Below are 19,793 nucleotides of genomic sequence, written 5' to 3' on the forward strand. Positions count from 1 at the left end.
ACACCACCCACCGACCAACTGCCGTACGCCCCCGTCGGTGAACAACACCCAACGACGTCCCACCCCACTCACGGTGTGGGCAGCCACCCCACCTTCCCCGCAAGGAGGGCATATCCGACAAATGCCCCGATGTCGAGTAGCGCATGCGCCGCGACCAGCGGACCGACCCGGCCCCAGCGCCGGTACAGCAGCACAAAGACAACACCCATCACCATGTTGCCGATGAAGCCGCCGATGCCCTGATACAGGTGGTACGAGCCCCGCAGCACCGAACTCGCCACCAGGGCCGCCATCGGCGTCCACCCCAACTGCCCGAGTCTGTACAGCAGATACCCGACGACGATCACTTCCTCCACCACGGAGTTCTGAAGCGCGGAAAGGATCAGGACAGGGAATTTCCACCACACATCGGGCAGTGATTCCGGGACCACGGTCAGATTGAAACCGGCTGCCCGCGCCACCAGATAGAAGGCGAGCCCGGCGCTTCCGATACCCGCCGCGACCATCGCGCCGCGCCCCAGGTCCGGCCATGGTCTGGTCCGGTCGAAACCGATGGCACGCAGGCCGGTCCCCTCCCTCATCAACAGATGCGCGACGAGGGCGACGGGCACCAGAGCCGTCGCGATTCCGAAGAGCTGCCAGGCAAGATCCAGCCATGGACGCCCTGGTGCGTACGAGCTGTTGAGCATCGCGGCCTGCTGCTTCAAACCCCCTGGTTTCGTCAGTGATCCGACAAAACTGATCAGGGCAGACACCCCGCTGGCACCCAATGAGAGAGCCAGCACCAGCACTGTTTCGGACCGCAAGATCCGTCGCGACACAGCCTCTTGGGGGAAAGATTCAGCCACGTGCCCCGCCTCCACCTGTACACCTGCCTTGAGTTGTGCATTCACGCCCCATCCCGCTCCCCGTCCCGCTAAGGTCTCGAATGCAGGTACGAAGATCATGCGCGACAGGCCGGGGGACAACCACCATTGGCGATGGTGTGGTCCCCCTTTTCCTTGTTCATCCTCAAGGAGGGGCACCACCGTCATGGGACGTCACAGCTTGCCCGACGACTACGCGACCGATGGAAGCGGGGACGGTCTGCCGCCGCGCCGTCGGCGGACCGTAGCGATCGCGACCATGCTCGTCCTCGCGATGGCGGCGGGAACGGCAGTCGCGGTGCAGGGCGATCTGCTGTCGTTCTCGAAGTCCTGCGAGGACTCCGCCGTACGTCTTTCCATGGTGGCCTCACCGGACATCGCCCCCGCCGTGCGTGCCGTCGCCGACAAGGCGCGCAAGGACGACCTGAGATCCAACGGCCGCTGTCTGTATGTGCAGGTGGTGGCCCGCGATTCCTACAAGGTCGCCGACGCTCTCTCCTCCGGCACCCGTACCCCGGACTACCAGATCTGGCTGCCAGACTCCGACCTCTGGCTCGACCGGGCCAAGGGCTCCGGTGACGGCATCCCGATCACACCCGGCGATTCCGTCGCCACCTCCCCCGTCACCCTGGCCATGGTGCCGTCGGCGGCGAAGAGCCTCGGCTGGCCGAAGAAGAAGTACTCCTGGGCCGAGCTGACGACCGCGGCCATGGACTCGGACAAGGTGCGTCTCGGCGCGGCCGACCCGGCACGCAGTGCAACCGGTCTGCTCGCGCTCTCCAGCATCGGCGCTTCCTCCGAGAAGCAGGGCGGCAACAGCGACACCAGGGTCGCGGCAACCGCCAAGCTGCTGGCACAGCGCATGTCGGGCGGTGACACCCAGGTGCTCGAAACGCTGACGCAGGGCGATTCGGGCGCCGAGCAGGGGAACCCGGAGCGCAACCAGGCGGTGCTCCTCTCCGAGCAGGCCGCGTTCGCCCACAACGCGGAGTCGACCAACGGTGGAAGGCTCGATCTCTTCTACCCCAAGGACGGCACCCCGCTGCTCGACTATCCGTACACGCTGGTGGACGAGACCAGGATGAGCACCTCCGAGGGCCGGGCGGCCCTGCGGTTCATGACACTGCTGAGTGAGCCGGGCGCGCAAACCATTCTGAAGGAGCACGGCTTCAGAAACGTCGACGGGACGGCCGGGGAGTCGGTGGTGGCATCGGCGGGCGGCAGGAAGCCCCAGCCGTACGCCACCGCGGCCGCCGCAGCGCCGTCCGCCGAGGCGCTCCAGCAGACACTCGGCATGTGGACGATCACGGTGCAGAGCGCCCGGCTGACGACGGTCGTCGATGCCTCGGGTTCGATGGCCACGATCGTGCCGGGGCGCAACCAGTCCCGGATGGACGTCACGAAGGCGTCCCTGATCCAGGCCCTCAAACAGTTCACCCCGAACGACGAGATCGGGCTCTGGGAGTTCGCCACCGCACTCGACGGCGACAAGGACTACCGCAGGCTGGTGCCGACGGGCCGACTCGGGGACCCTGCGAAGGGCGGCGGCACCCACCGCGAGAGGCTCGCCGCGGCCTTCTCCGCGCTGCAGCCGGTACCAGGCGGCGCGACCGGTCTGTACGACACCACTCTGGCCGCGTACAAGGATGCTCAGGCAACGTATGTGAAGGGCAAGTTCAACGCTGTGGTGATCCTCACCGACGGCTCGAACCAGGACACCCGCTCCATCTCCCGCAGTGCCCTGGTCGCGGAACTGAAGCGGATCGCCGACCCGGAACGTCCGGTGCCGATCCTCGCCATCGCGGTCGGCCCCGAGGCCGACCGCGAAGAGGTGAACGAGATAGCGAAGGTCACCGGCGGCGGGGGCTACCAGGTCACCGACCCGGCCGAGATCCAGGCCGTGATTCTGCAGGCCGTCATGACGGCCGGGCAGAGCAACCACGCCTCCCAGGAGTAGCGCTCGGCGCGGTCGGGAACGGCAGCGGTTGTCGGCGCCCGCCACGACGGGTCACAGTGCGGGGACAGCCGTCGGCCAGCTGTGCACGGGTTCGCCGCTGTGCATCAGCTCGGCGTACCGACGGGTGGTCGCGGCCAGTGCCGCATGCCGGTCGAGTCCGGCCCCCCGTGCCCGGTGGTAAGTGTCCACCTGCCAGGACGCTCCATTCACCCGCCGCTTGCAGCGCTCCTCGATGACCCCGAGGTAGCGGTCGCGGTCCGCAGGTTCGATGTTCCAGGCATCGAGCCCCGCAGCGGCCAGCGGCAGCAGTTCGTCCCGTACGAGCTTGACCGCCGGCACCCGGGTCAGCCCGCCCGAACGGCCAGGACGGGGCCAGATCAGCTCCGCGTCGATGCCGTGGCGGCAGGCGGTGTCGAAGTTCTCGGCCGCTGCTGCGAACGGGAGCCTGGTCCACACCGGACGGGATTCCTCGGCGAGCGCCCGCACGAGCCCGTAGTAGAGGGCGGCGTTGGCGATCACATCGGTGACCGTGGGGCCGGCGGGCAGGACCCGGTTCTCCACCCGCAGATGGGGTACGCCGTCGGCCAGTCCGTACACGGGCCGGTTCCAGCGGTAGACCGTACCGTTGTGGAGCACGAGCTCCTGCAGCCGCGGCACCCCGCCCTCGTCGAGCACCCGCAGCGGGTCCTCCTTGTCACAGATCGGCAGCAGCGGGGGGAAATAGCGCAGATTCTCCCCGAAGAGCTCGTACGCCGAACCGACCCACCGCTCGCCGAACCAGGTCCTGGGCCGCACCCCCTGGTTCTGGAGTTCGGGCGGCCTGGTGTCCGTGGCCTGTTGGAAGAGCGGCGGCCGCGATTCCCGCCACAGCTCCCTGCCGAACAGGAAGGGCGAGTTGGCACCGAGGGCGATCTGGACCCCGGCGACAGCCTGGGCCGCGTTCCATACGGCCGCGAAGCGCGCCGGTGTCACCTGCAGATGCAGCTGGACCGATGTGCAGGCGGCCTCGGGAGTGATCGAGGAGGAGGTGGAGACCAATCGTTCCACGCCTTGGATATCGAGGGAGAAATCCTCGCCCCGCGCAGCCACCATTTGATCATTCAGCAGTGTGTAGCGGTCCACGTCCGAGAGGTTCGCCGCAACGAGGTCCTCACGGCCCAGGGTGGGCAGAATTCCGATCATCATGATCCCGGCATCAACCTCGCCCGCCTTCCGATGGGCATATCCGAGGCCGGTCCTGAGCTCTTCCGCCAGCTGATCGAAAACGGATCCGTCCAGGTGGTGCGGGACTATGTTCACCTCCAAATTGAACATCCCGAGTTCGGTCTGGAAATCACGGCTCGCGATGCGCGGGAGCACCTCCCCATTCATCATCTTCGGCATGCCGTCGGAGCCTGCCAGATTCAGCTCGATCTCCATGCCCATGAGGTTGCGGGGGCGGTCGAACCTCCGCTCCGCCAGGAGCCTCTCCAGCCCCTCCAGGCAATGGTGGAGCTTCCTCCGGTACCTCTGCCGATCGGACAGATCAAAGGCGCCCGCCACGACCTTCTCCCCCATCGAAGCGTCCCTCCCTCGAGTGGGCGGCCTGCGGCCCAGGCCGCTCGCGTCACGATCGATAATGCCCAGGCCGGGTGATCCATAACGCCCCCGTGAACGCCGCGCACCCAGTAATCTGAGGGCAGCCGTCCGGGGCACATTCCCTCGGCATGGTGCAGTGCACAGTTTCCGCCGCCCAGCGCGTGGTGAAAACACCGACGCGTTTCGGCCGACCGCGTCCAGGGAAAAATCCCTGGCGGTGGCTGCGCCGCTGACGACGAATCAGCAGAATCTCCGCATAATAAAGTCTTGATACCGCCTTGTCGGCAATACCTGCGACGGCTAGTGGAATCACTGCGTGAACACGTGTCGTATAAACTTCGCGGACGAGGCAGAGAGTTGACGCACCGGCCCAGTCACCGGCCTCCTCTGGCCCCGCACGCCGACAGCGCCGTCTGCACCCGCCCACGCATCACCGTGTCTCCGAAGTGAGAGGCGACCCACTATGCCGCTGCACGTTCCCCCGGCTCCCGCGCCCGCTCTGCGCAGCGTTCTCGCGGCACTCGGTTCACCCACCGCAGTCCGCGAGGCCCGCACACCTGCCCTCCGAGCCGCCCAGGGACCACTGAGCCCCGAACTCCCGCTCCCCGTCCATGTACTGGACCGGATCGGCCCGAGCGGGCTCGCACCCGTCACCCGGCTTGCCGCGTGGCGGTTCCTGATCCGCAGCTCGGAGCAGGCCGTCGCCGCGGCAGACACCATGCTCACTCCGGACGGCTGGACCTTCTCGCACTTCTTCGAGGGCCCCTACATCGCCTCGACCGAACTCGCCGTGCGCCAGGCCGAGACGGTGACACCGCACTACCAGCCACGGCTGCTGTCCATCCCGGAGCTCTACATGCTGGCGCTGTGGCTGCACGCCGACACCGAGGCCGACGCCTCCGGCGGGGCACTCGGCCCCGCCGATCTCCTGGTACCGCTGGCACCCGCACCGCCGGGTATCGCGGCGCATCGACCACACCGGGTCGCCGATCTGCTCCGCGTGATCACGCTGCGCATCACCCCGGGCACCGGCCCCCTCCTCGGATCACCGGCCTGACGACGGCCGCACCCCACATCACCGCGCTGTGCCCCGCCCCCCTCCGGCGAATTCCAGGGTGGTGGGGCACAGTGCTGCGGGGCGCACATCCTGCCCATCTGGACTAGCCCGGTCCGGCCACCCCGAACCACCCGAAGTGACAGTGCAGTTGCGGTGAACCGTCCGGCCGGGTGACACGTCCTTGGAGTAAGGAGAAGTGCTGCTGCGAAATCCCTGCGGATTGACGCCCGTGGGGCAACACTGGGACCGGACCGATCTACACGGGGGGGGGCGGCCATGAACACCTCATCAAGCCGCAGGACATTCACCACAACGCAGCGAAAGAACCCATCCATGTGCCAGCACCAGCCACCATGCCCGACCGCCGACTCAGCCGACCGGGAAGCCGCCCGCCTGACGGCACACCATCCGGAACAGGGCTGGAGCCTGCTGTGCAACGGCGTCCTGCTCTTCGAGGACACCGGTGAGCTGCTCCCGGACGGGCAGATCATCGCCCCGCACCGGCCCCTGCAGACCGGCCGGGTGATGAAGGCCGCCTGACCGCGGCCGGTACGAACTGGGGCCGGCCCGGAGAACTCTCCGCACCGGCCCCGACGCATGTCCGCGTCACGCCCTACCGCTCATGCCTCAGTTGTCGTACTCGTCCAACGGCGGGCAGGAGCAGACGAGGTTGCGGTCACCGAAGGCACCGTCGATCCGGCGCACCGGCGGCCAGTACTTGTCGGCGGCCGAGACTCCGGCCGGGAAGACCGCCACCTCACGGCTGTAGCCGTGGTCCCACTCCCCGCCCAGCATCGCCGCGGTGTGCGGAGCGTTGCTCAGCGGGTTGTCGTCCGCGCTCCACTCGCCGGAGGCCACCTTCTCGACCTCGCCACGAATGGCGATCATCGTGTCGCAGAATCGGTCGAGCTCCGCGAGGTTCTCGCTCTCGGTCGGCTCGATCATCAGCGTCCCGGCGACCGGGAACGACATGGTCGGCGAGTGGAAGCCGTAGTCGATCAGACGCTTGGCAATGTCGTCGACGCTGACGCCGGTGGCTTTGGAGATCGGCCGCAGGTCCACGATGCACTCGTGCGCGACGAGACCGGCCGGGCCGTTGTACAGGATCGGGTAGTGCGGTTCGAGACGCTTGGCGATGTAGTTGGCGGCGAGTACGGCAACCTGCGTCGCACGCTTCAGGCCCTCCCCGCCCATCAGGCGTACGTACGCCCAGGAGATGGGGAGAATACCGGCCGAGCCCCACGGAGCGGCCGAGATCGGTCCGACACCGCTCTCGGGGCCCGCCGCGGGCTGCAGCGGGTGGTTCGGCAGGTACGGCGCGAGGTGCGCGCGGACACCGACCGGGCCGACGCCGGGACCGCCGCCGCCATGCGGGATGCAGAAAGTCTTGTGCAGGTTCAGGTGCGAGACGTCGCCGCCGAACCGTCCCGGCTTGGCGAGGCCGACCAGCGCGTTGAGGTTGGCACCGTCGACGTAAACCTGACCGCCGGCGTCGTGCACCTCGGCGCAGATGTCGGCGACGTGCTCCTCGAACACACCGTGCGTCGACGGGTACGTGATCATGAGCACGGCGAGTTCGTCGCGGTGCTTCTCGATCTTGGCGCGGAGGTCCTCGATGTCGACCTCGCCGTCGTCGGCGGTCTTCACCACGACGACCTTCATGCCGGCCATCACGGCGCTGGCGGCGTTGGTGCCGTGCGCGGAGGACGGGATGAGGCAGATGGTCCGCTGGTCGTCGCCGTTGGCCCGGTGGTACGCACGCACGGCCAGGAGGCCGGCGAACTCGCCCTGCGATCCGGCGTTCGGCTGGATCGAGACCGCGTCGTACCCGGTGACCTCGGCGAGGCGCTCCTCGAGCTCACGGATGAGGGTGAGGAAGCCCTCTGCCTGCTCGGCCGGCGCGAAGGGGTGCAGGGCGCCGAACTCGGGCCAGGTGATCGACTCCATCTCGGCGGTCGCGTTCAGCTTCATGGTGCAGGAGCCGAGTGGGATCATTCCGCGGTCCAGGGCGTAGTCCCGGTCGGCGAGCTTTCGCAGGTAGCGCAGCATCGCGGTCTCGGAACGGTGCTGGTGGAAGACCGGGTGGGTGAGGATCTCGTCGGTGCGCAGCAGGCCCTCGGGCAGCGCGTCGGTGGTCGCGGCGTCCAGTGCCTCGATGTCCCCGTCAGCGCCGAAGGCGGCCCAGACGGCGGCGATCTGCGTACGCGTGGTGGTCTCGTCGCAGGCGAGGGAGACCAGGTCTGCGTCGACGAGCCGCAGATTGACACCACGCTCGCGGGCGTCGGCCACGACATCGGCGGCCTTCCCCGGGACACGCACGGTGAGGGTGTCGAAGTAGGCGCCGGTCACGACGTCGATACCGGAGGCGCGCAGGCCTTCGGCCAGGACCGCCGCATAGCGGTGGGTGCGCTGAGCGATCGTCCGCAGCCCGTCCGGGCCGTGGTAGACGGCGTACATCCCGGCCATGACGGCGAGCAGCACCTGAGCGGTACAGATGTTGCTGGTGGCCTTCTCGCGGCGGATGTGCTGCTCGCGGGTCTGCAGGGCCAGCCGGTACGCCTTGCTGCCGTCCGCGTCGACGGAAACGCCGACGAGGCGGCCCGGCAGGCTGCGGGCGAACTTCTCGCGTACGGCCATGAAGCCTGCGTGCGGTCCCCCGAAACCCATCGGTACACCGAAGCGCTGCGTGGTGCCGACCGCGATGTCCGCGCCCAGGTCGCCCGGTGAGGTCAGCAGGGTCAGGGCCAGCAGATCGGCGGCGACCGTGACGATCGCACCGAGCTCGTGGGCCTGCTCGATGACGGGCTTGATGTTCAGTATGGCCCCGGAGGCGCCCGGGTACTGCACCAGGACACCGAAGACGCCGCGCTCGGCGATCTCCGCCGGGATGCCGTCGGAGAGGTCCGCGACGACGACCTCGACACCGGTCGGCTCGGCGCGGGTCTCGATGACGGCGATCGTCTGCGGCAGTGCGTCGGCGTCGACCAGGAAGACACCGTTCTTGACCTTGCCGACACGCCGCGAGAGGGCCATGGCCTCGGCCGCCGCGGTGCCCTCGTCGAGCAGCGAGGCGCCGGAGGTGGGCAGCCCGGTCAGCTCGGCGACCATCGTCTGGAAATTGAGGAGCGCCTCCAGGCGGCCCTGCGAGATCTCCGGCTGGTACGGCGTGTAGGCCGTGTACCAGGCGGGGTTCTCCATGACGTTGCGAAGGATCACCGGCGGGGTGAAGGTGCCGTAGTAGCCGAGCCCGATCATCGGGGCCAGCACCTGGTTGCGGTCGGCGAGGGAGCGCAGCTCCGCTAGGACCTCGGCCTCGGTGCGGGCGGTCGGCAGCTGCAGCGCCTCCGCGCTCTTGATGACATCGGGCACCGCTGCCGCGGTCAGCTCGTCCAGCGAGCCGTAACCGATCTGAGCGAGCATCTTCGACTGCGCCTCGGCATCGGGACCGATGTGGCGCTGTTCGAACGGAATGCCCTGCTCCAGCTGGGAGAGCGGAGTGCGACGGGGGGTCATGGTGGAGGCCTCCTGGTCTGTCACGACCTGCGAGGGGCACCACGGCGCGGGTGCCCGAACGGCCTCCCCCTCTGTCATCTCAACCTGAGAGCTTCACCGGAGCGCCCTGCGGCGTACCAGCTTTCACCGTCGGTGAGGAAGGGAATCGTACCGGCACTCGGCCGCACGAAACCCGCCCTGCTTTCCAGAGTGACCTCGTCCGTGCGGTACGGGGGCCTGAGAGATTCCGGGGAGGATTTGCTCCTTCGGCGCCTTCGGATTCGCTCCGGAGGACTCTCCCGCACGGGGTCAGCAGCCATCACCAGCCTACCAGCGGGGTTCGCGGCGGAATTCTCGAGTGGCCAACCCCCCGGATCTGCACTTCTGTAGTGCTTGTGGAGTAGCCGCGACCAGTGGGAGGGACAGTGCAGACCGACATCGATCCGCGCAGCCTGATCGGCCGCAAAGCGTTCGACCGCAAGGGCACCAAGATCGGAACCGTGGACGAGGTGTACCTCGACGACGCGACCGGTGTGCCCGAGTGGGCGGCCGTACGTACCGGACTGTTCAGCCGGGACGCGTTCGTCCCGCTGGAACCCAGCGAATTCGTGGAGGATTCACTCCGTGTCCCCTTCGACCGTGCGCTGATCAAGGACGCGCCAGACTTCGGCGTAGGCCGCCATCTCTCACCGGAACAGGAGCTCCAGCTCTACCGGCACTACGGTCTGGACTCCCCGCCCGAGGAGACAGGCCCGGACAGGGACTTCGGGAGACTGGCCGGCCAGGACGAGTAGTCCACCGGGTTCCGCACCAGCGGCAGCGGATCGGCCGGCTGCAGTTCCGGATCGTCGATGCGGAACGTACGCACCCGGCCGGGCGCCGATTCGGGTTCCTCGAACCGCACCGTCACCCGGCCGACACCGCTGCCCTGCACCCAGCCGTGGCCGTAGGTGTCATGACGTACGTCGTGTCCGGCGGGCCAGCGCCGTGCGGCGAGCTGCTCGGCGGTCTCCCGGGCCTCCTCCCGCGCACCGTCCACCGGCTCCTCCCCGTCGCCCCCCGCCGCTGTCTCCTCCTCGGCGGCTTCCCCGGTTGCGGCCTGCTCACCGGCAGCCTGGGCGAAGAGGTCCTCCTGCGTGTAGTCGGCAAGCCCCGTGACGCCCACCCCCAGGAGCCGTACTCCTCCGGTGGTGTCCACGGCCTCCAAGAGCCGTGCGGCAGCCTCCCGGACCACCGTCGGATCGTCCGTGGGCCCACGCAGCGTCTCGGACCTCGTGAGCGTGGAGAAGTCGTACCGCCGTACCTTCAGCACCACCGTCCGCCCGGACCGCCCCGCGCCCCGCAGTCGCTGGACGCATCGGTCGGCCAGCCGTTCCACCTCCGTCCTGACCCGCACCCGGTCGTGCAGATCCGCGTCGAAGGTGTCCTCGACCGACACCGATTTCGCGTCCCGCTCCGCGACCACGGGCCGGTCGTCGTACCCGAACGCCATGCGGTGCAGCGAGCCGCCGTGCGCCTTCCCCAGCAGGCGTACGAGCTCCGCCTCACCCGCCTCGACCAGATCGTTGACCGTCGTCATCCCGGCGCGGCGCAGATGGTCCGCCGTCGCGGGCCCGACGCCGGGAAGGATCCGTACCGACATGGGCGCGAGCAGTTTCCGCTCCGTCCCCGGCTCTATGAGCAGCAGCCCGTTCGGTTTCGCCTCCTCCGAAGCGATCTTGGCCAGCATCTTGGAACCGGCGAGCCCAACCGATCCGGTGAGTCCTGTGACCGCCTTGATGGCCGTACGCAGCTGCTCACCGATCTCCAGCGCGGAAGCGGCGTCATCGGCCATGCCACCCGCTTCGAGGTCCACAAAAGCCTCGTCCAGGCTGAGCGGCTCCACCAGCGGGGAGAGCCGCGCCAGCAGCTCCATCACCTGGTCACTGACCGTCCGGTACAGCAGGAAGCGGGGCACCAGATAGGCCGCGTTGGGAGCCAGCCGCCGCGCCTGCGCCGTGGGCATCGCCGAGTGCACCCCGAAACGCCGTGCCTCGTACGACGCGGTGGCGACGACTCCGCGCGGTCCCAGCCCGCCCACCACGACCGGTTTGCCGCGCAGGCTGGGCTTCGCCGCCTGCTCGGCAGAGGCGTAGAAGGCATCCATGTCCAGATGCAGGATGGTGGGCGCGGCTCTCACATCAATCGATGCTGCCCTACGGCACTGACAATCGCCGCGCCCGATTCCCCGGCCAGGTCAGCCGGCGCGGTTGCGTCGACGCGCGAGCTCATCCGTGGGGTTGTTCCCGACCAGCGTCTCGCCGGTGTCCACCCGCTCACCGTGCAGCTGTGACAGGGCGGCGTCGACGTCCTGCCACACCACACCCACGGCGATACCGAAGACCCCCTGGCCGCCCTGGAGCAGATCGACGACCTCGTCGGGCGAAGAGCACTCGTAGACCGTCGCCCCGTCGCTCATCAGCGTCATCCGCTCAAGATCCCGGAAGCCGCGGGCCCGCAGATGCTGAACCGTGGTGCGGATGTTCTGCAGGGCGACGCCCGTATCCAGGAAACGCTTCACGATCTTCAGCAGGACAACGTCCCGGAAGCTGTAGAGCCGCTGTGTGCCCGAGCCGTATGCCGGACGCACACTCGGCTCGACCAGCCCCGTGCGCGCCCAGTAGTCGAGCTGCCGATAGGTGATCCCCGCGGCCGCGCAAGCTGTAGGCCCGCGATAGCCGATGTCGTTGGCCGATGCCACGCCGCCCCCCGCCACCGCCGCCGGTTCAACCGGTTGCCTGATGGTGTGGCCGGCTGTACTCCCCTGCTGCGGATACGGCCCACCCGCTGCCGTACCGTCGCCGCTGCTTCTCACGCCGACCTCCGTCCTTGACCTGCCATCTCGAAGGTAGGCAGTCACTCGGGGTGCGTCAACGATCGCCACACTCGGCACGCCGAGTGATAATCACCCTGAGAGTGGTTTCCCGTGTCCTGCGAGCGGGAAGGGCTTGTCGGATGCGCTGACTGCGACCCCGTAGAACGGTTACTGACTGTTGGTACCGAAGTCCTCCGGTGAGATCTGGTCGAGGAACTCGCGGAACTTCTCCACCTCGTCCTCCTGCTCGTCCGGGATGGCGATACCTGCATCGTCGAGCACCCCGTCACTGCCGTAGATCGGCGTTCCGGTGCGCAGTGCGAGCGCTATGGCGTCGGACGGCCGCGCGCTCACCTCGACCCCACTGGCGAAGACCAGCTCCGCGTAGAAGACCCCTTCCCGCAGGTCCGTGATACGGACCTCGGTGAGCTCCTGGCCGACGGCCTCAAGCACATCCTTGAAGAGATCATGGGTCAGCGGCCTGGCCGGAGCCATGCCCTGCTGGGCGAAGGCGATCGCGGTCGCCTCACCAGGACCGATCCAAATGGGGAGGTACCGGTCGCCTCCCACTTCACGCAGGAGCACGATCGGTTGGTTGGAGGGCATTTCCACCCGGACACCCACGACGTCGAGCTCGTTCACACAGCAACCCTAGGACGTGCTCGGCAGGTTTGGGTAGTCGGGCACCGACGTGATCAGTGGAGCCGGACCCGCAGAGCGGTCTGCACAAGCGCCGAATGAAGCCGTACGGACAGCTCTGCGAGCTCCCTCGCGGTGGCCTCGGCATGCGCTCTGGTCTGCGGATTCCGGTGCCGGCGCAGGGGCGCGATCACCTGCTCGATGAGTCCCGCCTCACGGTCCGCGGCCGCCCGAATGGCACGCAGGTGACGCGGTTCCAGACCGAATCGACCCAGATCCGCCACAAGCTTGGCCACCGTGACCATTTCAGCGTCGTAACCGCCCTCCGCGGTCGGAGCGACCAGGCCGTACGACTCCCACTCATCCAGGTCACTCTCGGTGACCTCGGCGGCCGCCAGCAGCTCGGCACGGCCGATACGGGCCGCGGTCGCCCGTCCGGAGCCGGCGTCCCAGCCGCCGTCGGTCAGATCCCGCGGATCGCCCCCGGACGGCAGCGTGGACTGTTCGCCACGGGCGAGGGCATCCAGATGCTCTCGGATGACCTTCAGCGGGAGGTAGTGGTCCCGCTGCATACGTAGCACCTGAGCCAGCCGCTCCACGTCGGCCCCTCGGAACTTGCGATAGCCGGAGGGGGTCCGCTGCGGCTCGACGAGACCTTCGGCCTCCAGGAAGCGAATCTTGGAGATCGTGACTTCGGGAAACTCGTCCCGCAGCTGGAGGAGCACCGTGCCGATGCTCATCGGGCGGTCGTCGGCGGTGGCGGTGCCGTGACCGGCACCGCCCGTCGGTGTTCTCAGCATGGACCTTCCCTGACGGGTCAGATGCCCCGCTGGCTCGCGTAGAAGACCAGCCGGTACTTGCCGATCTGCACTTCGTCACCGTTGGACAGGGCGACGGAGTCGATGCGCTCGCGGTTGACGTAGGTGCCGTTCAGGCTGCCCACGTCCCCGACCGTGAAGCTGCCGTCGGGGCTCCTGCGGAACTCCACATGCCGCCGCGACACCGTCACGTCGTCGAGGAAGATGTCGCTCTGCGGATGGCGTCCGGCCGTGGTCAGCTCGCCGTCCAGCAGAAAGCGGCTGCCGGAGTTCGGACCACGTCGCACCACGAGGAGTGCCGAGCCGAGCGGAAGAGCATCGACTGCGGCCTGCGCCTCGGGCGAGAGGGACGGTACGGGCGTTTGCCCGGTGACCTCCGCCTCGTATGCCTCAAGACCGGAGATGGAGATGGTCGAGGTCGTCTCCGAGGCACGCTCGGGAATTCCACCCCTCAGCGGCGCACCGCAGTTGGAGCAGAAACGGCTGGCCTCGGCGTTGCGATGCCCGCACCTCGTACAGACCGGCATGGACGAACCCTCCTGCCTCGGGGTGAACCCTCCACCCGTACTTGAGGTTGACGGTTCTGAGAAACCTATGCGGCCGGCACCGGCAGGGTCAATAGACGACGCGCCGGAAGCGCCCGAATTGTCACTGCCCGAACCGGACATCTGATCGCGGAAGAGCGGGCGCTCCGAGCCCTGCTCCTCCGCCTGGCCGTGGCGCGGTGCGCGATGGCGGGCAGCTTCATCGCGAGCGCTCTTGCCGAACAACTTCCCAAACAACTTCACGGGCGATTCCCCTTGACCGAAATAGACCCGCCCGTGGGGCAGGACGAACCCTGAACGAACACACCTGCCGACCCGGACATCTTCACAACGTCCGTATCCACTCGACAGTTTCCACCACGCACCACCATTACGATGCGGCGACCCCCCGCAACCCCCTGCCCGTGTCCTTCGACCCCTCCATGGCCCGGCTTCACGAGGATGACGACCGAGCGTAGTCAGGTCGCTTCGCCGGTCGCAAGACGTCCACGACGATGTCGTCGGCCTGCTCCACATGCACGGTGGCCTGCTCCTTCTCCAGTGTCTGCACCACACCGCCAGGGATGTTCAGCGCCGGCTCCAGATCCTGGGGCTTGCCGATCACCTTGAACACGTACGGCGCGGTGATCTTACGGCCGTCAACCTTGACGTTGCCGCCGTCACCGGAGAAAAACGTATTGGCCACCACTCTCACTCCGTTGACCTCGATCGCCTCGGCACCCGCCGCACGCAACTCCTGCAGCGCATCGAGCAGCATGTCCGCCTTGATCCCGTCTCCCGGGTCATTGACGGTGAGCGTGATCCCGGGCCCGTGTGCCGCCACGGTGCCGGCGAGAATACCGAGTTGCCGCTCCTTCTCCACCGTCTGCTTACGTGCCTCCTCAGCCTGGTCGGAGCTGTTCTCCAGCTCCGTACGCTGAGCGTCGAGGCGCTGCTTCTCGTCCTCCAGACGCTGTGTTCGGTCGTCCAGCTCATCGAGAATGCGGACCAGGTCTTCCTGGCGGGCACCCCGCAGCGCGCTGTTGTCACTGTTCGAGCGCACCTGAATGGCCAGCCCGAGACCGAGGACGAACAGCAGCACCGCCACGATGAGTTGGGCTCGCGTCACCCGTGGCGGCCAGAGTCCGGCGATCAGCCGCTGGCGTCCGGTGAGATCCTTGGCGGCGTCGGCCGGCTGCTCGCCGATGCGCCCGCTGGGAAGTTCTTCGTTGCTCATCGGCCTCAGGCCCGGAAGACGTGCCGGCGGATGGCCGCGGCGTTGGAGAAGATCCGGATCCCGAGTACGACCACCACACCGGTGGAGAGCTGCGCTCCCACGCCCAGCTTGTCGCCCAGGAACACGATCAGTGCGGCCACCACGACGTTCGACAGGAACGACACGACGAACACCTTGTCGACGAAGATTCCGTCGAGCATGGCCCGCAGACCCCCGAAGACTGCGTCGAGGGCAGCCACGACAGCGATCGGAAGATAGGGCTCGACCACCGCCGGCACCTCGGGTCGGACCAACAGTCCGACCACGACTCCCACGACGAGGCCCAGTACGGCGATCACGATGTGCCCTTCCCTGTGTCTGCCGCACCACTGCCGGTGTCTGCGGCCTTATAAGGCTCTGCTGTTCGTACGATCAGGCTCGGCACAACCGGAAGGTTCACCTTCTCCTGGACGGACATGCTCGTCCGGATCTCGAAGGTGTCCTTGAGCGCCTGCAGATACTGGCCGTCAGCACTGTCCTGGAATGCGGTGCTGAGCTGCTTCCCGTTTCCCACCGCCAGCAGCGTGTACGGCGGCACGAGCGGTCTGTTGTCGACCAGTATGGCGTCGCCGGCCGCACGGATCGCCGACAGGGCTGTCAGACGCTGTCCATTGATCGCGATCGCTTCCGCACCGGACTGCCAGAGTCCGTTGACGACCCGTTGCAGGTCCCGGTCGCGGACCCGCCCGGTGTCGGCGAATCCGCTGGTCTCCCTAGGCCCGCCACCGCCCTGGTCAGTGTCCTTGGCGTCGTCGACGACGAGTTTCACACCGGGCCCCTCCACCGCCGTCGCCCCGGCGAGCAGTGCCACCAGCTCCCCCTGGTCCCCGCCGTGCTTCTCCAACGCCTTGCGCTGGCGCCTGCCCACGTCGTCCCGGAGCTTGTCGACCTGCGACTCAAGGGTGTCGGCCGCAGCCGTCTCACCGTCGATACGATCGATCAACTCCTGGCGCTCCTTGGCGAGGACCGGCGCGGAGACACGTGCCTGCGCAGCCCCGAGCGTGACCACAAGTGCAGCAAGCACCAGACATGCGGCGAGGCCGAGTCTCGACTTGAGCGTGCGGGGCATGCCCGCGCTCCCGTCGGCCTTCCGACGCGCCGATGCCTCGGCATATCCGTCGTCCAGGCTGTGGTCCATCACATTGGTCAGCAGCGACATGGACGCGTCGGGGCGCGCAGGAGGCGAGGCGGTACTCCGATCGGGGGGCTGCTGCGACATGCCGCACATCGTCGCACGTCGCCACTGCTACCGCCGAATGGCCCCACCGGTGTGCCCAAAGGCGCCGCTGGACGCCGCCGGGAAAACCGGTGGAACCCCTCAGTGACCTGCGCTCTCCACGACCTCCGCCCATTCGTCCAGCAGCGCCTGCGCGGAGGCGTCGTCCGGGCCCTCAGCCCACAAATGGGTGACCGCTTCGGCCGGGTCCGGCAGCACCATCACCCATCGCCCGTCGGCCTCCACGACCCGTACACCGTCCGTCGTGTCGACACTGCGTTCGCCGGCGGCCTCCACGACCCGCCGCATGACCAAACCCTTGACGGCCCAGGGTGTGGCCAGATCACGGCGCAGGACATGGGCACGGGGAATACGGGCATCGATCTGGCTGAGAGTGAGCTGGGTCCTGGCGACGAGCCCGATGAGTCTTACGAAAGCAGCCGATCCGTCGAAGACGCTGCTGAATTCGGGAACGATGAATCCACCACGGCCGTCTCCACCGAAGATGGTGCCTTCCTCGCGTCCCACACGCGTCAGATCATCGGGCGATGTCGTCGTCCATTCGACCTGCGTGCCGTGGTACGCCGCGACCTGCTCGGCGACCCGCGTCGTGGTCACCGGCAGTGCCACCCGCCCGCTGCGCCGCTCGGCCGCCACGAGGTCGAGCATCACCAGGAGCGCCCGGTCGTCCTCCACGATCCTGCCCCGTTCGTCGACCAGGGATAGCCGCTCGCCTACCGGGTCGAACCGCACGCCGAACGCGGCCCGCGCCGAGGAGACGATCTCGCCCAATCGCACCAGTCCTGAGCGCCGGGTCTCGGCGGATTCGGTGGGCCGTGATTCGTCGAGGCCGGGGTTGATGGTCAATGCATCCACGCCGAGCCTGCCCAGCAGGCTCGGCAGGACAAGCCCGGCACTGCCGTTGGAGGCGTCGACGACAACCTTGAGACCCGCATCGGCAATCCCCGCGGTGTCCACGTTCCGCAGCAGCGATCCGGTGTACGAGTCGAAGACGCTGGACGGGAAGTGCAGGTCCCCGATCTCCCCGGGGAAGGCACGGCGGTATTCCTGACGTGCGTAGACCCGGTCCAGCTTCCGCTGCCGCGCCTGGGAGAGGTCCGCACCCCGCTCGTCGAAGAACATGATGTCGACCGAGTCGGACACGCCGGGGGACGTACGGATCATGATCCCGCCGGCGCTGCCCCGTGCGGTCTGCTGGCGTGCGACGGGCAGCGGTACGTTCTCCAGGTCCCGGACATCGATGGCACTGGCCTGGAGCGCCGAGATCACCGCTCTCTTCAGCGCACGGGCGCCGCGGGAGTGGTCACGGGCGGTGGTGACCGTCGAGCCCTTCTTGAGGGTCGTGGCATAGGCTCCAGCGAGCCGGACCGCCAGCTCCGGCGTGATCTCGACGTTCAGAATCCCGGACACACCGCGGGCCCCGAAGAGGTGGGCCTGTCCGCGAGACTCCCAGATCACCGAAGTATTGACGAAGGCGCCGGCCTCGATGGTCTTGAACGGGTAGACGCGGACATTGCCCTGAATGATCGATTCTTCACCGATCAGGCACTCGTCTCCGATGACCGCGCCGTCCTCGATGCGGGCGGCCCGCATGACGTCGGTGTTCTTACCGATCACGCATCCGCGCAGATTGCTGTGCTGGCCGATGTAGACGTTGTCGTGAACCACTGCCCTGTGCAGGAAAGCGCCGCTTTTCACGACGACGTTCGACCCGATGACCGTGTGCTCGCGAATCTCCGCTCCGGCTTCGACCTTTGCGTAGTCCCCGATGTAGAGGGGTCCCCGCAGTACCGCGTCGGGATGTACGTCCGCGCCTTCCGCGACCCATACACCCGGCGAGATCTCGAAGCCGTCGATCTCGACGTCGACCTTGCGCTCAAGAACGTCTGCCTGGGCTTTCACATAGCTCTCGTGTGTACCGACATCCTCCCAGTAGCCCTCGGCGACATAGCCGTAGATGGGCTTTCCTTCCTTCATGAGCTGCGGGAAGACATCACCGGACCAGTCCACGGAGACGTCGGCCTCGACATAGTCGAACACCTCGGGTTCCATGACGTAGATGCCCGTATTGACGGTGTCCGAAAAGACCTGGCCCCAGGTCGGCTTCTCCAGGAAACGCTCGACCTGGCCCGCCTCGTCCACGATGGTGATGCCGAATTCCAGAGGATTCGGCACACGGGTCAGGCACACCGTCACCAGCCCGCCCTTTTCCTTGTGGAAGGCGATGAGGTCGGTGAGATCGAAGTCGGTGAGCGCGTCACCGGAAATAACGAGGAAGGTGTCGTCCTTCAGTGCTTCCTCGGCATTCTTCACGCTCCCCGCGGTGCCGAGCGGTTTCTCCTCATTGGCATAACTGAGCTCCATCCCGAGCTCTTCGCCGTCCCCGAAGTAGTTCTTGACCAACGAGGCAAGAAACTGGACCGTTACGACGGTCTCGTTGAGCCCGTGCCGCTTGAGCAGCCGAAGCACATGCTCCATGATCGGCCGATTGGCGACGGGCAGAAGCGGCTTGGGCATGCTTGAGGTCATGGGACGAAGACGAGTGCCTTCGCCGCCAGCCATCACGACGGCCTTCATGTCGGAAACGTCCTCCTTGCAGAGACGACGGTTTAGCCGACTTCGCCCGTCAGGGCACCACCCGGGTCATCAGCGGCGGGCCGGCCACACTGCGCGGCACCCGCATCAACGAGCTCAATCGGCTGCTACATCCGCCTTGACGAGCCGGCGGACCTGAACCACGTAGAGGATCCCTGCCCACCAATAGAGCGTTGTACCCCAACCTGCGAACGCCCATCCGAAAATGGCGGCCAGCGATGCAAGCCAACCACTTCCGTCGCTGAGCAGCAACAAGGGGAACGCGTACATCAAGTTGAACGTGGCAGCCTTCCCCAGAAAGTTCACCTGGGGCGGCGGATAGCCGTGGCGGCGAAGGATTCCCACCATCACGAGGAGCATCAGCTCGCGGGCCAGAAGTGCTGCAGTGAGCCAGAGCGGCAGGATCTCCCGCCAGGTCAGGCCGACGAGGGTCGAAAGGATGTAGAGGCGGTCTGCAGCAGGGTCCAGGAGCCGACCGAGGCTGCTGATCTGGTTCCACCGGCGGGCGAGCTTACCGTCGAGGTAGTCGCTGATGCCACTGAACATCAGCACCAGCAAAGCCCAGCCATCACTTTGGGGGCCGCCGAACACGGGGCGAAGAATCAGCCACAGGAAGAGCGGAACCCCGACAAGGCGAGCCATGCTGAGGATGTTGGGGATGGTGAGTACCCGGTCCGTCTGAACCCGAGTCTCCTGGACCTCCACCCGGGGGCCTCCTGTGTGAAGAACGTGCCAATGATGCCCCCTGACCTTACCCTCAGCCACCGCCGGCAGGTACACAGGGGTAACGAAGGCCCTCGTGAATGCAGAAAAGCCCCGTGCCACAAGGGCACGGGGCTTTCCCGTAAAAGGAGTTCGGCGGCGTCCTACTCTCCCACAGGGTCCCCCCTGCAGTACCAT

At 67.3% G+C, this 19,793-nt stretch carries 17 protein-coding genes and 1 riboswitch; of the genes, 4 read left to right on the forward strand and 13 right to left on the reverse strand.

Annotated features, from left to right (window positions below):
* Window positions 1-68 precede the first annotated feature (68 nt).
* Window positions 69-848 carry a CPBP family intramembrane glutamic endopeptidase gene (locus ACIPEK_RS35605; protein ID WP_402004945.1) on the reverse strand — a complete coding sequence of 260 codons (780 nt, stop codon included), beginning with the start codon at window positions 846-848 and terminating at the stop codon, window positions 69-71.
* 184 nt (window positions 849-1,032) lie between these two features.
* Here ACIPEK_RS35605 and ACIPEK_RS35610 point away from each other — a divergent pair, with 184 nt between their 5' ends.
* On the forward strand, window positions 1,033-2,823 hold the full coding sequence (locus tag ACIPEK_RS35610) for a substrate-binding and VWA domain-containing protein (RefSeq protein ID WP_402004908.1): 1,791 nt from the start codon (window positions 1,033-1,035) through the stop codon (window positions 2,821-2,823).
* 51 nt (window positions 2,824-2,874) lie between these two features.
* Here ACIPEK_RS35610 and ACIPEK_RS35615 read toward each other — a convergent pair whose 3' ends face one another.
* On the reverse strand, window positions 2,875-4,380 hold the full coding sequence (locus ACIPEK_RS35615) for a glutamate-cysteine ligase family protein (RefSeq protein WP_402004911.1): 1,506 nt from the start codon (window positions 4,378-4,380) through the stop codon (window positions 2,875-2,877).
* A gap of 484 nt (window positions 4,381-4,864) precedes the next feature.
* Here ACIPEK_RS35615 and ACIPEK_RS35620 point away from each other — a divergent pair, with 484 nt between their 5' ends.
* Window positions 4,865-5,458, forward strand: coding sequence for a hypothetical protein (locus ACIPEK_RS35620; RefSeq protein WP_383077608.1), 594 nt, complete (start codon window positions 4,865-4,867; stop codon window positions 5,456-5,458).
* A 333-nt stretch (window positions 5,459-5,791) separates the two neighbouring features.
* Complete coding sequence (locus ACIPEK_RS35625; RefSeq protein ID WP_327276386.1) at window positions 5,792-5,998, forward strand: DUF5999 family protein; 207 nt, start codon at window positions 5,792-5,794, stop codon at window positions 5,996-5,998.
* A gap of 87 nt (window positions 5,999-6,085) precedes the next feature.
* On the opposite strand, the gene gcvP is transcribed toward ACIPEK_RS35625, so the two are convergent.
* The gene (gene gcvP, locus ACIPEK_RS35630) at window positions 6,086-8,971 is read right to left on the reverse strand and encodes an aminomethyl-transferring glycine dehydrogenase (protein WP_402004915.1); all 2,886 of its coding nucleotides are present in this window, start codon (window positions 8,969-8,971) and stop codon (window positions 6,086-6,088) included.
* A 194-nt stretch (window positions 8,972-9,165) separates the two neighbouring features.
* A riboswitch (glycine riboswitch) is annotated at window positions 9,166-9,262 on the reverse strand.
* A gap of 113 nt (window positions 9,263-9,375) precedes the next feature.
* Here gcvP and ACIPEK_RS35635 point away from each other — a divergent pair.
* Entirely contained in the window at window positions 9,376-9,744 is a 369-nt protein-coding gene (locus ACIPEK_RS35635; protein ID WP_327276384.1) for a PRC-barrel domain-containing protein, read from the forward strand.
* On the opposite strand, the gene ACIPEK_RS35640 is transcribed toward ACIPEK_RS35635, so the two are convergent.
* The 10 genes from ACIPEK_RS35640 to ACIPEK_RS35685 all read right to left on the reverse strand — a co-directional run bounded on the left by ACIPEK_RS35640 (window position 9,669) and on the right by ACIPEK_RS35685 (window position 19,598).
* Window positions 9,669-11,129 carry a DNA polymerase IV gene (locus ACIPEK_RS35640; RefSeq protein WP_402004918.1) on the reverse strand — a complete coding sequence of 487 codons (1,461 nt, stop codon included), beginning with the start codon at window positions 11,127-11,129 and terminating at the stop codon, window positions 9,669-9,671. The two genes, ACIPEK_RS35635 and ACIPEK_RS35640, sit on opposite strands and share 76 nt — an antisense overlap.
* A 57-nt stretch (window positions 11,130-11,186) precedes the next feature.
* Window positions 11,187-11,804, reverse strand: a complete 618-nt coding sequence (locus ACIPEK_RS35645) for a MerR family transcriptional regulator (RefSeq protein ID WP_383077602.1) — start codon at window positions 11,802-11,804, stop codon at window positions 11,187-11,189.
* A gap of 168 nt (window positions 11,805-11,972) precedes the next feature.
* Window positions 11,973-12,446, reverse strand: a complete 474-nt coding sequence (locus tag ACIPEK_RS35650; RefSeq protein ID WP_006123076.1) for a bifunctional nuclease family protein — start codon at window positions 12,444-12,446, stop codon at window positions 11,973-11,975.
* A gap of 53 nt (window positions 12,447-12,499) precedes the next feature.
* Window positions 12,500-13,243, reverse strand: coding sequence for a MerR family transcriptional regulator (locus ACIPEK_RS35655; protein ID WP_402004921.1), 744 nt, complete (start codon window positions 13,241-13,243; stop codon window positions 12,500-12,502).
* Between the two features lie 17 nt (window positions 13,244-13,260).
* On the reverse strand, window positions 13,261-14,049 hold the full coding sequence (locus tag ACIPEK_RS35660) for an FHA domain-containing protein (protein WP_402004924.1): 789 nt from the start codon (window positions 14,047-14,049) through the stop codon (window positions 13,261-13,263).
* A 190-nt stretch (window positions 14,050-14,239) separates the two neighbouring features.
* The gene (locus tag ACIPEK_RS35665) at window positions 14,240-15,022 is read right to left on the reverse strand and encodes a DUF881 domain-containing protein (RefSeq protein ID WP_402004927.1); all 783 of its coding nucleotides are present in this window, start codon (window positions 15,020-15,022) and stop codon (window positions 14,240-14,242) included.
* Between the two features lie 5 nt (window positions 15,023-15,027).
* Window positions 15,028-15,360, reverse strand: coding sequence for a small basic family protein (locus ACIPEK_RS35670; protein ID WP_003970459.1), 333 nt, complete (start codon window positions 15,358-15,360; stop codon window positions 15,028-15,030).
* Window positions 15,357-16,280 carry a DUF881 domain-containing protein gene (locus ACIPEK_RS35675; RefSeq protein ID WP_402004930.1) on the reverse strand — a complete coding sequence of 308 codons (924 nt, stop codon included), beginning with the start codon at window positions 16,278-16,280 and terminating at the stop codon, window positions 15,357-15,359. The genes ACIPEK_RS35670 and ACIPEK_RS35675 overlap by 4 nt, the downstream gene beginning before the upstream one ends.
* 99 nt (window positions 16,281-16,379) lie before the next feature.
* On the reverse strand, window positions 16,380-18,875 hold the full coding sequence (locus ACIPEK_RS35680; RefSeq protein ID WP_402004933.1) for a sugar phosphate nucleotidyltransferase: 2,496 nt from the start codon (window positions 18,873-18,875) through the stop codon (window positions 16,380-16,382).
* Between the two features lie 114 nt (window positions 18,876-18,989).
* A complete protein-coding gene (locus ACIPEK_RS35685) occupies window positions 18,990-19,598 on the reverse strand; it encodes a CDP-alcohol phosphatidyltransferase family protein (RefSeq protein WP_189280773.1) in 609 nt (202 codons plus the stop codon).
* Window positions 19,599-19,793 lie beyond the last annotated feature (195 nt).

The organism is Streptomyces sp. NPDC088246 (assembly GCF_044741025.1).
Lineage (GTDB): Bacteria > Actinomycetota > Actinomycetes > Streptomycetales > Streptomycetaceae > Streptomyces.